A 14862-nucleotide genomic window follows, 5' to 3' on the forward strand; every position below is an offset into this window, starting at 1 on the left:
TCAAGCTAAGCGCGTTCAATGTAGTCGTTCAACGACGGGCACCACCCCCGTTTTCGCTGCGCGAAAACGTCCCCTCCTTAAAAAAGCAGGGGAATTGTCGTCCTGTCACTTCCCTACCCCCCCTCATCTTGCAGCAGCTTCCCTCCGCCTTCTTCCAGCGCCCCGACGTGCTTCAGATTGCCCGCGAGCTGCTGGGCAAGCACCTCTGCACGCGCCTTGACGGGCAGCTCACCACCGGCCGCATCGTCGAGACGGAGGCTTATCGGCACGAGGGCGACGACTCAATGACCTTGCACTTGCAGCGCAAGCAGCGGCAGGCGCGGGCCCTGTTCGCGGCGGGCGGCGTGGCATATATCTACACCGTCTACCGGGTGCACTCGCTGTTTAATATTGTGTGTAATGACGCCGCGCACCCCGATACGGTGCTGGTGCGGGCCGTGGAGCCGGTGTTGGGAATTGAGGAAATGCTGCGCCGCCGCGGCCTGAGCGCACCGGCCCGCAACCTCACGGCCGGGCCGGGGCTGCTCTGCCAGGCGCTGGGCCTGAGCCCGGCGCTGAGCGGCGAGCCGCTGACGGGTCCCGCCATCTGGGTGGAGGACCACGGCGAACTCATTGCCGAGGAGCAGGTGCAAGCCAGCTCCCGCGTGGGCCTGGAGTACGCGGGGCCGGCGGCCGTGGCCCTGCCCTGGCGCCTGCGCGTGCTGGGCAGCTCCTGGACCAGCCCGGCCAGGTAGGGTCTCGGGTCTCGGCAGAAAAGAGGGGGTAGGGATTTCGACGCCGGGAAACATTTCCGGTGATTTAAGTGCTTGTGCCTGGGGCAAGTCAGCCGGCGCAAGCTGCTGCTGGCTAACTTTTACGGCGTTACAACTCTATTCTATGAAAAACCTTGCTACTACGGCTCTGCTGGGCGGCGCGCTGCTGCTGAGCTTCGGCTGCCGCGCCCAGACCGCGGCGCCGGCCCTGATGACCTTCTCCACCGGCACGGGCGGCGGCGCGGCCACCGTCACGGTGTCGGCCCTGGCCACGGGCCTGACCAATCCCTGGGAGCTGATTTGGGGGCCGGATAACTTCATCTGGATGACCGAGCGCGCCGGCCGCATCAGCCGGGTGAACCCGGCCACGGGCCAGGTGCTGCGGCTGCTGAACGTGCCCGACGTGAACGAAACCGGCGAAAGCGGCCTGCTGGGCATGGCTTTGCACCCGCAGTTCGCGGCCAATCCCTACGTGTACGTGGTGTATAACTACGCCGTGAACCAAGTGCTCAAAGAAAAGTTGGTGCGCTACACCTACGCGGCGGGCGCCGTCGGCACGGCCGGCAGCCTGGGCAGCCCGCTGGTGCTGGTCGAAAATATTCCGGCCGTCTCGACGCACAGCGGCTCGCGCCTGCTCATTCTGCCCGACCTGACCCTGCTGATGACCACCGGCGACGCCCAGCAAACCTCGCTCGCGCAAACGCCGGGCGCCCTCAACGGCAAAATTCTGCGCCTCAACCTCGACGGCAGCGTGCCGGCTGATAATCCCACGCCCGGCAGCCTGGTCTACACCCTGGGCCACCGCAACCCGCAGGGCCTGGTGCGGCTGCCCAGCGGGCGCCTCTACGCCTCCGAGCATGGCCCCAGCAACGACGACGAAATCAACCTCATCGAGCCGGGCCGCAACTACGGCTGGCCCAACGTGGAGGGCCTCTGCGACCAGCCCGGTGAGCAAGCCTTCTGCGCTGCCAACAACGTGCGCGAGCCGCTCACCACCTGGTCGCCGACCATTGCGCCGGCCGCGTTGCAGTATTACGACTACCCCGCCATTCCGGCCTGGCGCGGCAGCCTGCTGCTGGCCACGCTCAAAAACCAGCAGCTCGTGCAGCTGGCCCTCAGCCCGGCCGGCGAAGCCATCAGCAGCCGTACCGAGTTTCTAAACGGCGCCTTTGGCCGGCTGCGGGCCCTGTGCGTCTCGCCCCAGGGCAAGGTGTACGTGGGCACCAGCAACAGCGGTAACGACCGGATTCTAATGCTCGAAAACCGGGCCTACGTCGCCACAGCCACCACTTCCGGCGCGGCGCCTACCCCCGCCCTGACGCTCTATCCCAACCCGGCCCGCCAGCAGGTGCGGGTGCAGCTGCCCGCCACCGGCGCCCGCCTCACGCTGCTCGACGCCACCGGCCGCCAGGTGCGCGAGCTGGCTCTCGTCGGCGCCAGCGCCGATTTGGAGCTGGCCGGCCTCACGCCGGGCCTCTACGTGCTGCGGGCCGTTACGGCGGCCGGCGTCAGCACCCGGCGTTTGGTGGTGGAGGCGCCTTAGGCTACTGGGCGGGGGTAGGGAAACTCAGCCTAACCGCTCCTGAAAAGCGGCCAGAAACTGCCCCACGTGGTAGCCGTCGGCCAAGGCGTGGTGTACGTTCACGGCCACCGGCATCAGTCGCGCCGCACCCTCGGAGTACAGCTGGCCGACTGAGATTTTAGGGGCGCTGTCGGCGGAGCCGAAGCTGCGAGAGTGCGTCAGGCCGGTGAAGCGCACCCAGGGCAGGGCCGAGAAGTGAATCACGTCGGGCCGGGCGGTAGTGGCCGTCAGGCGCAGGCCCTCGCTGGCCTGCACCGCCGCGATTTCGGCCGTGGCGGCTCGCGTGAAATCCGCCTGCTCGTCGTGCTGCTCGATAAACGAAAAACCAAATGTGTGGTCGGCGCGGCCGATGGTGGCCGAGGCGTGGATGCGGTCGTAGCAGTCTACCTGCCCGTCGGCAATCCGGTAGCGGAAGGCCTCCACCTGGTTGGCGGCTTGCAGGCAGTGGTAGAGGTAATACAGAAAAAAGGAAATTCCCAACCGCTTGGCTTCGGCCTGGGCGCGGGTGCAGTCAATGGGGGCGACGAGCCCAAAAAACGGCTCGTCAAAAGCAGTGAAAAACTCGAAGTGTTCGCGGCGATTCCAGTGGGCGAGGTCGAGGCGGTGTTTCATAGCGGGCAAGGTCGGTAATTTTGCCTGCTTCTGCTTCGCCATTTGCGCCTCATCTATATGTCCGCAACCCTGCTCGTGGCCTTCGACGCCGACGACACGCTCTGGCCCAATCAGCCCCACTTCGACCACGTGGAGGCGCAGTTTTTGCGTATTCTGGCTCCCTACCGCGAGGCTGAGGCCACCGGCGCCCAGCTCTATGCGGTGCAGCGCCGCAACATGGAGCTGTTCGGCTACGGGGCCAAGTCGTTTATGCTCTCTATGATTGAGACGGCCATTCAGCTCACCGATGGCGCCGTCACGGGCCGGGAGATTCAGGAGCTTATCGACTTAGGTAAGAGCCTGTTGCGCTTCCCCATCGAGCCGCTGCCCGATGTGGTGGCGGTGCTCACGGCCGTCAAGGCGCGCGGCCACCGCCTGATGGTGCTCACCAAAGGGGATTTGTTCGACCAGGAAAGCAAGCTGGCCCGCTCCGGCCTGGGCGACTTTTTCGACTACGTGGAGATTGTGAGCGAAAAAAATGAGGCCGCCTATCAGCGCATCCTGCGGCGCCACGGCGCCACGCCCGCCACGTTCGTCATGATTGGCAACTCGCTCAAGTCCGACGTGCTGCCGGTGGCGCGCCTGGGTTTGCGAGCCATCCACGTGCCCTACCACGCCAACTGGATTCACGAGCACGTGCCGGCCGACGAGCTGGCGGGCATCTCGTTTCAGCAAGTCGGCGCGTTGCGGGAGGTGCTTGACCACCTGGAATAGCGTCCGGCTGGTCGCCGGCGGCACTTTAATTCCCTACCCCCCCGCCAGCTGATGACGCTCGTTGCGGACGGCGTTGCGCAAATCCCACTCGACTTCTATCCTGAAAGGGTGCTGCCGCACGGGGCAGTCGGGCATGAGGCACAGGGAGCAGGCCGCGTAGGTGCAAGGGTCGGCGTGGACGAACATCTCGACCTCGACCGCAAACCGCTCCCGGACCAGTTGCTCGATGTCGTTCAGCTCATTGTGAATCTGCTCCAGGCGGAAGTAGTAGGGCATCTGCATGTGGCAGTCGATGTGCAGGTTGGCGCCGTAGCGCTGCACGCGCAGGTTGTGCACGTCAATCCAGGGCGCGCGGCGCTGCCGCTGCAACTCGGCGATAACGGCCGCCACGGTGGCCGTGTCCGACTCGTCCATCAGCCCCGAGACTGAGCGGCGCAGCATCCGGTAGCCATTCACCAGAATGAAGCCGCCCAGCAGCAGGGCCGCGCCCGCGTCGAAGCGCACCACGCCGGTGAGTTTCACCAAACCCAGCGCTACCACCGAAACCAGCGAGCTGACCGCGTCAATATAAAGATGTTGCCCATCGCCGACCAGCGCCACGGAATTCAGCTTTTTGCCCTGCCGCACCAGCAGCAGCCCCACGCCGAAGTTCACGGCGGCCGTCAGGCCCAGCAGCGCGGCGCCCCAGTCCAGCCGGCCCACCGCGCGCGGGTGCAGCAGCCCCACGGCGGCGCTATAGAGAATGTAGATGCCGGCAATAAAAATCAGCGCGCCCTCAAAGCCGATGGACAGATACTCGATTTTGCCGTGGCCGTAGGGGTGGTTCTCATCCTTGGGCAGACCGGCCAGGTAGAGGCTGTAGAGCGCGAACCCGCTGGTAAAGACGTTGATAATGCTCTCCAGCGCGTCCGTGAGCACGGCCTGCGAGCGGGTCAGGTAGTAGGCGTAAAACTTAATGGCGAGCAGCCCCACGCTCACGACGAGCGAGAGCAAGCCGAGGCGGCGCTTGGTGCGGGAAGTGGGCATAAGCGGGGGGTAGGGCCGGCAAAGGTCGGCACAAGTAGCGCGGACTTCGTAGTCCGCGAGTGAACAACCCTGATTAGCCTGGTGGCGTAGCCGCGAGCTACAAAGTCCGGGCTACGGTGGGTTGCACCCGAAACATTTTCAGCGAAAACCAGTATTTAAACCAGTCTAATAAAATTTTTAGGCTCGTCTAAAAATCGTATCTTTACGTCCGTGCAATCCGATAAAACCGTTACCTCGCCCGTTTCCATTTCGGCCGTCCCTACCCCCCCGCCGCCGGCCGAGCCCGGCTGGCGCCACGCCCGCGAGGCGCCCTCGCTGCGGGAGGTGTTTGCCAGCATCAAGGTGCCGCCGGCCTCGGCCTCGTTCTGGCGCAAGCTGATGGCGTTCTGGGGGCCGGGGCTGCTGGTGGCCGTCGGCTACATGGACCCCGGCAATTGGGCCACCGACCTGGCCGGTGGCGCCTCCTTCGGCTACACGCTGCTGAGCGTGGTCCTGATTTCCAACCTGTTCGCCATGCTCTTGCAGCACCTGGCGGCCAAGCTCGGCATCGTCACGGGCCGCGATTTAGCCCAGGCCTGCCGCGACCACTACAGCAAGCCCGTGGCGATGGTGCTCTGGTTTTTGTGCGAAATCGCTATTGCCGCCTGCGATTTGGCCGAAGTCATCGGCTCGGCCATCGCCCTGAATCTGCTCTTCGGCCTGCCGCTGCCCTGGGGCGTCGTGCTCACCATCCTGGACGTGCTGGTAGTGCTATTCTTTCAGAACAAGGGCTTTCGCATCATTGAGAGCCTGGTTGCGGGCCTGATTGCGCTCATTTTCGGCTGCTTTCTCTACGAAATCATCGCCTCGAATCCCGACTGGGTGGCGTTGAGCCACGGCCTCGTGCCGCAGCCGCAGGTCGTCACGAACCCGAAAATGCTGTACGTGGCCATCGGCATTCTGGGCGCTACGGTCATGCCCCACAACCTGTATCTGCACTCCAGCATCGTCCAAACCCGGCAGATTGAGCAGACCGAGCCCGGCAAGCGCATGGCCATCAAGTTCGCCACCATCGACTCGACGCTGGCCTTGTTCCTGGCTTTTTTCGTGAATGCCGCCATTCTCGTCACGGCCGCCGCGGCCTTTCACGGCACACCTAATCAGAGCGTGGCCGACATCAAGGATGCTTATCAGCTGCTGACGCCGGTGCTGGGGGCGGGCCTGGCGTCCACGCTGTTTGCCGTGGCCCTGCTGGCCTCGGGCCAGAACTCGACGCTGACCGGCACGCTGGCGGGCCAGATTGTGATGGAAGGCTTTCTGCGCATTCAGCTCAAGCCCTGGCTGCGGCGCCTCATCACGCGCGGCGTGGCGGTGGTGCCGGCGCTGGTGGTGGCCATTTTGTACGGCGAGAAGGGCACCGGCCAGCTGCTGGTGCTCAGCCAGGTGATTCTGTCGTTGCAGCTCTCTTTTGCCGTGGTGCCGCTGGTCGTGTTCACCGGCAGCCGGGCCAAGATGGGCGTGTTTGTGAATAAGCCCGCGCTGCAAGCGGCGGCCTGGGGGGTGTCGGCCATCATCATGGCCCTGAACGGGTATTTGCTGGTGCAGACTTTCTTCGGGTAGCACGATGAAAATAAACTACGCGTGTCGTGGCCGTTCCCCTGAGGCTACGCTCGGCCGGATGGGGGGGGTAGGGAAATTGGTGAGTGGCCTGCTGCTGAGCTTGCTGTCCAGCAGCCTTTCAGCTCAGGCCCAAACGGGCACTGCCACGCTGCGCGGCACCGTGCTCGACGCCCAGCGCCGGCCCGTGCCCTACGCCAGCGTGGCCTTGCCGGCGCAGCAGCAGGGCGCCACGGCCACGGCGGCTGGCACGTTCGAGCTAAGCGGCCTAGCTGCCGGGCCGGCGCGGGTGCTGGCCAGCGCCGTGGGCTATGAGCAAGTCGAGCAAGCCGTCACGCTCACCGAGGGCCAGACCACGGAGCTGAGTATTTCCCTACCCCCCGCCGCCGCCCTGAAGGAGGTGGTGGTCACGGGCGTGTCGCGGACCACGGAGTTGCGCCGCTCGCCGGTGCCGGTGGTGGCGCTGGGCCGGCGCGAAATCAATCTCAACGCCACCAGCAACATCATCGACGCGGCCGTGAAGGGCGTGCCGGGCCTGGATGCGGTGACCACGGGGCCCAACATCTCCAAGCCTTTCATCCGCGGGCTGGGCTACAACCGGGTGCTGACGCTGTATGACGGCCTGCGCCAGGAAGGCCAGCAGTGGGGCGACGAGCACGGCCTCGAAGTCGACCAGTACGACATCGAGCGGATAGAAGTAGTGAAGGGCCCGGCCAGCCTGATTTACGGCTCCGACGCCGTGGCCGGCGTCATCAACCTGCTGCCTCGCCGCGCCAGCGGCCCGGCCGGCCAGCTGCGCGGCGAGGCCCTGAGCGAGTACCAAACGAACAACAACTTACTCGGCAACTCGCTGGCCCTGAGCTATAATCAGAATGGCTGGCTCCTCGGCGGCCGGGCCTCGGCGCGGCTGGCCCGCGCCTACCGCAACGCCGTAGACGGCCGCGTGTTCGGCACTGCGTTTCGCGAGCTGAATACCACGCTCAGCGCCGGCCGCGAGGGCAGCTGGGGCGCCGCGCACCTGGCGGCCACGCTCTACGACAACCAGCAGGAAATCCCGGACGGCAGCCGCGACTCGCTCAGCCGCCGCTTCACCCGCCAGCTTTTCGATGGTGCGCCGGACGACGTGAAAAACCGCCCGCTGGTGAGCGAGGCTGATTTGGCCACCTAGCGCATCAACCCGCTGCACCAGCGCATTCAGCACTACCGGCTGCTGAGCACCAACCGTTTCCGGCTCGGCGCCAATGGCGGCGAGCTGCACGCGCTGCTGGGCGCGCAGCGCAACGTGCGCCGCGAGTTCACCCACCCCACGGCGCCCGCCCAAACCGCGCTGTACTTGCAATTGACCACGCTCAACTACGACCTGCGCTACGCCGCGCCAACCTGGCTGGGCCTCGAAACCACGCTGGGCGTCAATGGAATGCGTCAGCGCAACCGCAGCGGCGACGCCACCGACTTCGCCATTCCCGACTACAATCTGTTCGACCTCGGCGGCTACGTGCATCTGAAGAAAACCTTTGGCAAGCTCGACCTCTCGGGCGGCGTGCGCTACGATTCGCGCTGGCTGAGCTGGGCTGACTTCTACACCGCCACCGACCCGAATACTGGTTTTGGGCGCCGAGTGAGCCGCAATGCGGTAGGCGGCGCCGCGCCGCAATTCGCCGCTTTCCGGCGGCGCTACCGGGGCGTGTCGGCCAGCGCCGGCGCCTCCTACGGCTTCTCCGAGCGGCTGGTCTTGCGCGCCAACCTGGCCCGCGGCTACCGCGCCCCCAACATCACCGAGGTCGGCTCCAATGGCCTCGACCCCGGCGCCCACATCGTGTATCTGGGCAACCGCAGCTTCGACCCCGAGTTCAGCTTTCAGCAGGATGTGGGTCTGAGCGCCTACCTGCCCGACGCCGAGCTGGGCGTATCGGTATTTAATAACAACATTGCTAACTACATCTACCAGGCCCGCGTGTTCGGCGCCGACGGCCAGCCACTAGTCGTAGTGCCCGGCAACGTGACCTACCAGTACCAGCAAGCCCGCGCCCGCCTCTACGGCGCCGAGGCCACCGCCCAGCTGCACCCGCGCGCGCTGCCCGGCCTGGCTCTGAACGCCAGCCTGGCCTACGTCAGGGGCCTGAACCAGAATGCCCGGCTCCTGGAAATGCACGGCGTCGGCGCCCGCTACTTGCCCTTTATCCCGCCGCTGCACACCCGCGCCGAGTTGCGCTACACCCTACCCCGCCCCCTGGGCCCGCTCACCAACTCCTACCTGCGGGCCGTAGCCGATACCTACGCCGCCCAAAACCGCTTCTACGCCGTCGACAACACCGAAACGACCACGGCCGGCTACTCGCTCATCGGCCTGGGGCTGGGCACGGCGCTGGCCGGCAGCGCCGATAAAAAGGAGCGGGCGCAGCTCTTCGTGCAGCTCGATAACGTGTTCAACGTCAGCTACCAGTCGCACCTGAACCGATTAAAGTATTTTGAGTACTATCAGGCTTCGCCGAATGGGCGGTCGGGCATTTATAATCAGGGTAGGAATGTGAGCGTGAAGGTGGTAGTGCCGTTTTAGCAGCTGAGCCGCCACCAAGCCAAGCTGCTGCGTACACGGCCCATGACGCACTTTTTCTGGTTTTTACTCGCGCTGCTGCCCATCCTTAGCCAGGCGCAGGACGCGCCCCAATCCCTACCCCCGCCCTACGACTCCGCCCACTTCAGCTGGCGCAAGCCGGTGCCGCGCCACCGCCTGCGCGAGTTGCAGCCCGACCGCCCCGGCGTGACCGAGAACCCGTTCACCGTCGACGCTGGCCACGTGCAACTGGAAGTCGATGTCCTGCGCCTGCGCAACAGCGCCGCGGGTGCCGACGAGCGCCGGCGCACCTGGCAAGTCGGCTACAGCATCATCAAGCTGGGCCTGAGCCGTCGCACCGCCGTGCACCTGGAGCTTCCGCTCTACAACGTGCAGAAAGCTCTGCCCGCGCTCCCCTCCGAAGGGCCGCCGCGCCGCGCTGGGTTTGGCGATGTTGTGCTGCGCCTCAAGCACAACTTCTTGGGCGACCTTCAGGATGGCTCGCTCGGCATGGCCGTCATCGGCTACGTGCGCCTACCCAGCGGCGGCGCGGTGGGGGAGGGCGCTGCCGAATACGGCCTCGTGCTGCCCATCGACATCGAGCTGAGCGACCAGGCCAACCTCGAAGCCCAGCTCGAAACCGACCTCAACTACGACCGCGACCACGCCCGCCGCTACGTGCGCCTGGTACCCTCCGTGGCCCTCGAATACGACTTTGCCAAAAAGCTAGGCCTGGTAGTCGAAACCGTGACGCAATGGGACACCGAGCAGCGCCGCTGGCTGGCCTCGTTCAACATCGCGCCCATTTTCATGCTCACCAAAAACCTCCAGCTCGACCTAGGCACCCACCGGGCCCTGACCCGCCGCAGCGAGAATGAGTATTTCGTGGGCTTTACGCTGCGGCGGTAGGGCAGTAAGTAATGAACAATTAAGAATGAGTACTGTACAATGAGCAGAAAGGCGGTCATGCTGAGCCCAGCGAAGCATCTCGCTCGGGGAAGTAATCTAATCGTTGTCAACCAGTGATTAGTGACGGGCAAGATACTTCGCTGGGCTCAGCATGACCGCCTTTCTGCTCCCTGCTCATTCTTCATTAATAATTCCCCATTAATAATTGCTATTCGCCGTATCTTTGCCCCGCCACGGTGCCAGACCCCTGCCTTTCGGTGGGGGCGCGGCTGAAAAGGGAATCCCGTTTAAATCGGGAGCTGTCCCCGCAACTGTACGCTTCACATCGGGGTGGGCCCGAACGCCACTGTTTTCAGCTTTGAAGATGGGAAGGCGGCCCACCCGGCGAAGCAAGCCAGGAGACCTGCCGCGGCGCTCACAGGTTCAGCACCCGCGGAGGACGGGTGGAGAAAGATGCAGCAGCCGGCTTCTAGCGGAAGCAGGCTGAGTTTTTCTGTTATCGGCCTCGGCCCGGCAGCTTGCCTTCTTTTTCAGGGGGTAGGAGCGGGGTTTTGAATCGAATTTTCTTAGCGAAAATTTGATTCGTATGCGTGGTTTTTTACTTAAGTGGGCCTTGCTGGCGGGCGGGGGGGTAGGGATGGTGCCCGGCGCGGCGCGGGCCCAAACGGCGGGTTCCCAATTCCCTACCCCCCTGGCCGCGCCCGACTCGGCCCGGCTCAGCCAGCGCCAACACCGGCTGGCCGAGGTGCGGGTGCAAGCCATCCGGCCCGAGCGGTTTGCCGTGGGCACCCGGCGCCTGACGCTGGACTCGGCCACGCTCAGCCAATTTCGGGGCGCTTCGCTGGCCGACGCGCTGCTGGCGCGCACGCCCTTGGCCCTCAAGAGCTACGGGCCGGGCCAGCTGGCCACCATCGCCCTGCGCGGCACTTCGGCCCAGCACACGGCCGTGCTCTGGAACGGGCTCAATATTCAATTGCCCACGCTGGGTCAGAACGACTTTGCCCTGCTGCCCGTGGGCGCGACCACCCGCGTGGCCGTGCAGCCGGGCCCGGCCGCCGCGCTCTACGGCAGCGGCGCCATCGGCGGGGCCGTGCTACTCGATACGGAGGCCGATTGGCAGCCGGGCTGGCGGGGCAGTGCGCAGGCTGATGCGGGCAGCTTCGGGCTGCGCGGCGGCAGCTTGGAGGCCCGCGCCGCTACTTCGGCCGTGGCCGTGCGCGCCGCCGCCAGCTTTCGCCAGGCCCAGAACGACTATTCTTACCTGGTGCGCGAAGCCCGCGGCCCCGTGCGCTACCGCCTCCAAAACGCTGCCCTGCGCCACCAGTGGAGCCTGAGTTCGGATGCCGCCTGGCGCCTGGGCCGGGCCGGCGAGCTGAGTGCCGCCGCCTGGCTCACCGATGCCGACCGCGAAATTCAGGCGGGGGTAGGCGTGGCCGGCAGCCAGGCCCGCGAGCGCGACCAGAGCCGGCGCCTCGTGCTGGGCTACCGCCACGTGGCGGCCCGCCGCCAATGGGCCGGGCGCGGCGCTTGGTTTGAGGATATCATCAACTATCAGGATGGCGGCCGGCCGAGCAACTCGCGGGTGCAAACCACCCAGGCGCAGGCCGAGCACACGAGCGCGCTGGGCCGGCGCGGCAGCCTGCGCCTGGGCGCCGAAGCTCAGCACTTTGCCGCCCGCGTCGATGGCTACGGCTCCCGCGCCGTGACCGAAAATCGCGCCGCTGCCTTTGCTCTACTTCGCTACGACCCGCGCCCCAGCCTGCGCCTGTCCCTGAACCTGCGCCAGGCCGCGCTGCCCGCTGGCCTGGCACCCCTCACGCCCACCGCCGGCCTGGAGTGGGACCTGCTCCCCGCCCGAACAGACGCCTTCACACCTTCACGCACTCACGCACTCACCCTAAAGGCCAGCGCCGCCCGCAGCTACCGCGCCCCGACGCTGAATGAGCGCTACTGGCGCCCCGGCGGCAACCCCGGCCTGCGCCCGGAACAGGGGGTAGGCGGGGAGATAGGGTTGCGGCACCGCCTGAGCGCGCCCGCCGGCTCAGGCTCAAGCGGCGAAACCAGCCTCGAAACTGAGCTGACCGCCTTCCGCCAGGACGTGGATGACTGGGTGCAGTGGCTGCCCAGCGCCGAAACCGGCATCTGGAGCCCGCGCAACCTGCGCCGGGTGCGCAGCCAGGGCCTGGAAGCCAGCACCGCCCTGCGCCACCGCCAAGGCCGCTACGCGGGCGGCGCGCAGCTGGCCTACCACCTCACCGACGCCCGCAAAACCCAGGGCACCGCCGCCGACTCCGACCCCGTGGGCGTGCAGCTGGCGTTCGTGCCGCGCCACCAGGCCAGCCTGAGCACCGACCACCACTGGCGCAGCTGGCAGCTCAGCAGCACGCTGAGCCTGAGCAGCTTCCGCTATATCAACGCCTCGGGCACCGATTTTCTGCCGGGCACGGGCCTGTTGGGCGCCACGCTGGGGCGCACGCTGCGCGGACCGGCCGGCAGCCGCCTGCTAGTGCAGCTGCAAGGCTTCAACCTACTTGACCGGGCCTATGATAGCTACCCTGGCCGGCCGGCGCCGCCGCGCAGCTTCAGCGCCAGCCTGCGGCTGGGCTGGCGTTAGCGCCGGGCCGGGCGGGCCAGTTTCCTACCCCCTGCTTTCTCATCCAACCCCCTTTTTCCTACCCCTCCTTTTTCCGCCAGCCGCGGCTGGCGCCTCATTTTATGAAAAAACAACTCATTCCTTTTTTCGCGGCGCTGGCCGTTCTTTCCGCGTGTGACCCCGACAAGGAAACACCCCCGGCGCCGGCAACCACGGACGTCTTCATTCTGAGCGAAGGCCAGTTCCAGGCCGGCGACGGCGCCGTAAGCGCCTTCGACAAAACCACCAAAGCCCTGACCGTGGACGCCTTTGGCGCCGCCAACGACGACGCCAAACTCGGCGATGTGGTGCAGAGCATGGGCGTGCAGGGCAGCCGCGGCTACGTGGTGGTCAATGCATCCAATAAGATTGAAGTCGTCAATCTGCCCGATTTCAAGAGAGTGGCGACCATCACCGCGCTAGAGCAGCCGCGCTATTTCACCTCGACTTCGGCCACGCGCGGCTACGTCACGGAGTGGCGCGGGCCCTACACCGGCTACCTGCCCGGCGTGCTCAGCATCCTGAATCTGACTTCCAACACCGTCGCCAGCCGGGTGCCCGTCGGCCGCAACCCCGAGCAGCTGCTGGCGCTGGGCGGCAAAATCTACGTGCCCAATAGCCTCGATAACACTATCTCCGTCATCGACGAGGCTACCGGCCAGCTGAGTTCAACCATCACCGTGGCCGACGGGCCGGCGAGCCTCGTCGCGGATAAGGACAACAATGTCTGGGCGCTCTGCACGGGCTTTGTAACCTATTTGAGTACGCCGCCTTACACCGCCACCCGCGTTTCAAACGGCACGCTCATCCGGTTCAGCCCCAACAGCCCGGCCACGCAGCTTAAATTCTCGTTTCCGGCCACGGGCAGCCCCGGTAAGCTGCGCATCAGCCCTGGTCAGGACCAGCTCTACTATCAGTTTAACGGCGCCGAATATCAGATGAGTGTTACTGCCAGTACCTTGCCCACTACACCTTTCATCCGGCGCAACTTTTCCGGCTTCGCCATCGACCCGCGCGACAACACCATTTTTGGTGCCATCTCGCCCAGCTACAGCACCAACGGCAAGTTTATCCGCTACCAGGATAAAGGAGCTACCGCCGTCGCCATCGACTCATTTGAGGTGAAAGTAGGCCCCAATGGCTTCGTGTTTTATTAAATCAGACCGCACAGGAAATCAGACCGCACAGGCTGCTACCAAAGAGGCGGTCGTGCTCAGCACGGCCGCCTCTTTGGTAGCAGCCTGATGGGCAAGTAAGCTAGTCGGCGAGCCCGTCGTGGTTGCGGTCGATGGTCTCGCTGGCTTTCTCGAACTGCTCGCGGCCCGAAACCTGGCTGTCGGGCGCGCGGCGCAGCCCCGAGGTGGCCGAGTCGCCGGCCGGGTTGCCGTCCTTTTCGGCGGTGGGGCCCTCCTTATGTTGGGCACTCTCCACGTTGGTGTCGCCGGTGTCGGTGCCGCTGTTGCAGGCGCTCAGGGCGGCGGTAGTAGTCAGCAATAAGGCAATGAGGCGCAGGTTTTTCATGGATGGATGCGTGGCGAACGAAAAGATACGGGGTTGAAAGCGGCTTACGTAAGTCGGCGCGCAAAGTGGCAGTTTGGCCACTGGAGCCCCATCAAAACCGCCGGGCCCGGCCAGGGTTATTTCTGGCACCAGTTGGCGGTGGCTGGAAATAACCCTGGCCGGGCCCAAAACCCGCCGCTGTAGGTGTCGCCGCCGTATGCACCAAGCCCAGCCGGGTGGGCTGCGTGGTCAGCTGTTGCGGCTGGCTGCGGTTCCTACCCCCCTCTTCTTCGCCGATGTCTATCCCAACCTCCCCGCTCTCCGCCGGCCCGCCCGCGCCAAGCTATACCTACGCCGAGTTTCAGCACCTCGTCGGCGAGCTGGCCGCCGCCCACCGCACCACCGGCCCCGACCAGCTGCCGCTGCTGCTCCACAATACTGCCCAGAACGTCGGCCACCTCGACCGCGCCCACCGCGACCCGCTACTGCCCGAGGTGGCGGCCCTGGCCCGGCACGTGCCCGCCAGCGGCTGGGAGTGGGTGGTGCTGGCCGAGGCCTGGTGCGGCGACACTGCCCACGCGCTGCCCGTGCTGGCCCGCCTGGCTGAGGCCAGCGCCGGCCGCATCAGCCTGCACGTCCTTTTGCGCTCCGACCACCCCGCCGTGATGGCCGCCCACCAGACCAACGGCAAAAACAGCATTCCCAAGCTCATCTGCCTCGACGCCGCCACTCGCCGCGAGCTGGGCAGTTGGGGCCCGCGCCCGGCCGAGGCGCAGGCGCTCAGCACGAAGCTGCACGAAGACAAAAACCTGCGCATAACCCAAATTATCAAGCAAATGAATGCCTGGTACGAGACGGACCGTGGCCTCGACATTCAGCGCGAGCTGCTGGCGCTGCTGCCAAGCTGGGCCGTGGGCGCGGTAGCCGAAAAAAGCTAAATTTGTTT

General features: G+C 65.7%; 13 protein-coding genes and 1 riboswitch. Of the genes, 10 read left to right on the forward strand and 3 right to left on the reverse strand.

All coding sequences use genetic code 11. The annotated features are described in order from the left end of the window. Positions 1-128: 128 nt before the first annotated feature. Entirely contained in the window at positions 129-734 is a 606-nt protein-coding gene (locus ACFE70_RS06840; RefSeq protein WP_375416980.1) for a DNA-3-methyladenine glycosylase, read from the forward strand. A 142-nt stretch (positions 735-876) separates the two neighbouring features. Continuing rightward, on the forward strand, positions 877-2295 hold the full coding sequence (locus tag ACFE70_RS06845) for a PQQ-dependent sugar dehydrogenase (RefSeq protein ID WP_375416981.1): 1419 nt from the start codon (positions 877-879) through the stop codon (positions 2293-2295). Positions 2296-2319: 24 nt separating this feature from the next. Here the strand turns inward: ACFE70_RS06845 and ACFE70_RS06850 are convergent, their stop codons facing one another. Next, complete coding sequence (locus ACFE70_RS06850; protein ID WP_375416982.1) at positions 2320-2946, reverse strand: CatA-like O-acetyltransferase; 627 nt, start codon at positions 2944-2946, stop codon at positions 2320-2322. A 57-nt stretch (positions 2947-3003) separates the two neighbouring features. Between ACFE70_RS06850 and ACFE70_RS06855 the strand changes: the two genes are divergently transcribed. Next, positions 3004-3699, forward strand: a complete 696-nt coding sequence (locus ACFE70_RS06855; RefSeq protein ID WP_375416983.1) for an HAD family hydrolase — start codon at positions 3004-3006, stop codon at positions 3697-3699. Between the two features lie 33 nt (positions 3700-3732). Here the strand turns inward: ACFE70_RS06855 and ACFE70_RS06860 are convergent, their stop codons facing one another. Further along, on the reverse strand, positions 3733-4725 hold the full coding sequence (locus tag ACFE70_RS06860; RefSeq protein ID WP_375416984.1) for a cation diffusion facilitator family transporter: 993 nt from the start codon (positions 4723-4725) through the stop codon (positions 3733-3735). Between the two features lie 246 nt (positions 4726-4971). Between ACFE70_RS06860 and ACFE70_RS06865 the strand changes: the two genes are divergently transcribed. The 6 genes from ACFE70_RS06865 (at position 4972) to ACFE70_RS06890 (ending at position 13573) form a co-directional block, all read left to right on the forward strand. Further along, positions 4972-6324, forward strand: coding sequence for an Nramp family divalent metal transporter (locus ACFE70_RS06865; protein WP_375417024.1), 1353 nt, complete (start codon positions 4972-4974; stop codon positions 6322-6324). A gap of 4 nt (positions 6325-6328) precedes the next feature. Beyond that, positions 6329-7489, forward strand: coding sequence for a TonB-dependent receptor plug domain-containing protein (locus ACFE70_RS06870; RefSeq protein WP_375416985.1), 1161 nt, complete (start codon positions 6329-6331; stop codon positions 7487-7489). 114 nt (positions 7490-7603) lie between these two features. Further along, positions 7604-8878 (forward strand): TonB-dependent receptor domain-containing protein, encoded by a 1275-nt coding sequence (locus ACFE70_RS06875; RefSeq protein WP_375416986.1) that lies wholly within the window; start codon positions 7604-7606, stop codon positions 8876-8878. 42 nt (positions 8879-8920) lie between these two features. Then, the gene (locus ACFE70_RS06880) at positions 8921-9784 is read left to right on the forward strand and encodes a transporter (protein ID WP_375416987.1); all 864 of its coding nucleotides are present in this window, start codon (positions 8921-8923) and stop codon (positions 9782-9784) included. A gap of 217 nt (positions 9785-10001) precedes the next feature. Next, positions 10002-10210: riboswitch (cobalamin riboswitch) on the forward strand. A gap of 160 nt (positions 10211-10370) precedes the next feature. Then, positions 10371-12398 (forward strand): TonB-dependent receptor plug domain-containing protein, encoded by a 2028-nt coding sequence (locus ACFE70_RS06885; RefSeq protein ID WP_375416988.1) that lies wholly within the window; start codon positions 10371-10373, stop codon positions 12396-12398. A gap of 101 nt (positions 12399-12499) precedes the next feature. Then, positions 12500-13573, forward strand: coding sequence for a YncE family protein (locus tag ACFE70_RS06890; RefSeq protein WP_375416989.1), 1074 nt, complete (start codon positions 12500-12502; stop codon positions 13571-13573). Between the two features lie 100 nt (positions 13574-13673). On the opposite strand, the gene ACFE70_RS06895 is transcribed toward ACFE70_RS06890, so the two are convergent. After that, positions 13674-13937, reverse strand: coding sequence for a hypothetical protein (locus ACFE70_RS06895; RefSeq protein WP_375416990.1), 264 nt, complete (start codon positions 13935-13937; stop codon positions 13674-13676). Positions 13938-14212: 275 nt separating this feature from the next. On the opposite strand from ACFE70_RS06895, the gene ACFE70_RS06900 reads away from it, so the two are divergent. Next, entirely contained in the window at positions 14213-14854 is a 642-nt protein-coding gene (locus tag ACFE70_RS06900) for a thioredoxin family protein (RefSeq protein ID WP_375416991.1), read from the forward strand. Positions 14855-14862 lie beyond the last annotated feature (8 nt).

The sequence above is a fragment of the uncultured Hymenobacter sp. genome, assembly GCF_964243305.1.
GTDB lineage: Bacteria > Bacteroidota > Bacteroidia > Cytophagales > Hymenobacteraceae > Hymenobacter.

Bases quoted from the DNA above. Each gene is read 5' to 3' on its own strand.
- ACFE70_RS06845 (WP_375416981.1), top strand. From the start codon at position 877: ATGAAAAACCTTGCTACTACGGCTCTGCTGGGCGGCGCGCTGCTGCTG.
- ACFE70_RS06850 (WP_375416982.1), bottom strand. From the start codon at position 2,946: ATGAAACACCGCCTCGACCTCGCCCACTGGAATCGCCGCGAACACTTC.
- ACFE70_RS06855 (WP_375416983.1), top strand. From the start codon at position 3,004: ATGTCCGCAACCCTGCTCGTGGCCTTCGACGCCGACGACACGCTCTGG.
- ACFE70_RS06860 (WP_375416984.1), bottom strand. From the start codon at position 4,725: ATGCCCACTTCCCGCACCAAGCGCCGCCTCGGCTTGCTCTCGCTCGTC.
- ACFE70_RS06870 (WP_375416985.1), top strand. From the start codon at position 6,329: ATGAAAATAAACTACGCGTGTCGTGGCCGTTCCCCTGAGGCTACGCTC.
- ACFE70_RS06880 (WP_375416987.1), top strand. From the start codon at position 8,921: ATGACGCACTTTTTCTGGTTTTTACTCGCGCTGCTGCCCATCCTTAGC.
- ACFE70_RS06885 (WP_375416988.1), top strand. From the start codon at position 10,371: ATGCGTGGTTTTTTACTTAAGTGGGCCTTGCTGGCGGGCGGGGGGGTA.
- ACFE70_RS06890 (WP_375416989.1), top strand. From the start codon at position 12,500: ATGAAAAAACAACTCATTCCTTTTTTCGCGGCGCTGGCCGTTCTTTCC.
- ACFE70_RS06895 (WP_375416990.1), bottom strand. From the start codon at position 13,937: ATGAAAAACCTGCGCCTCATTGCCTTATTGCTGACTACTACCGCCGCC.
- ACFE70_RS06900 (WP_375416991.1), top strand. From the start codon at position 14,213: ATGTCTATCCCAACCTCCCCGCTCTCCGCCGGCCCGCCCGCGCCAAGC.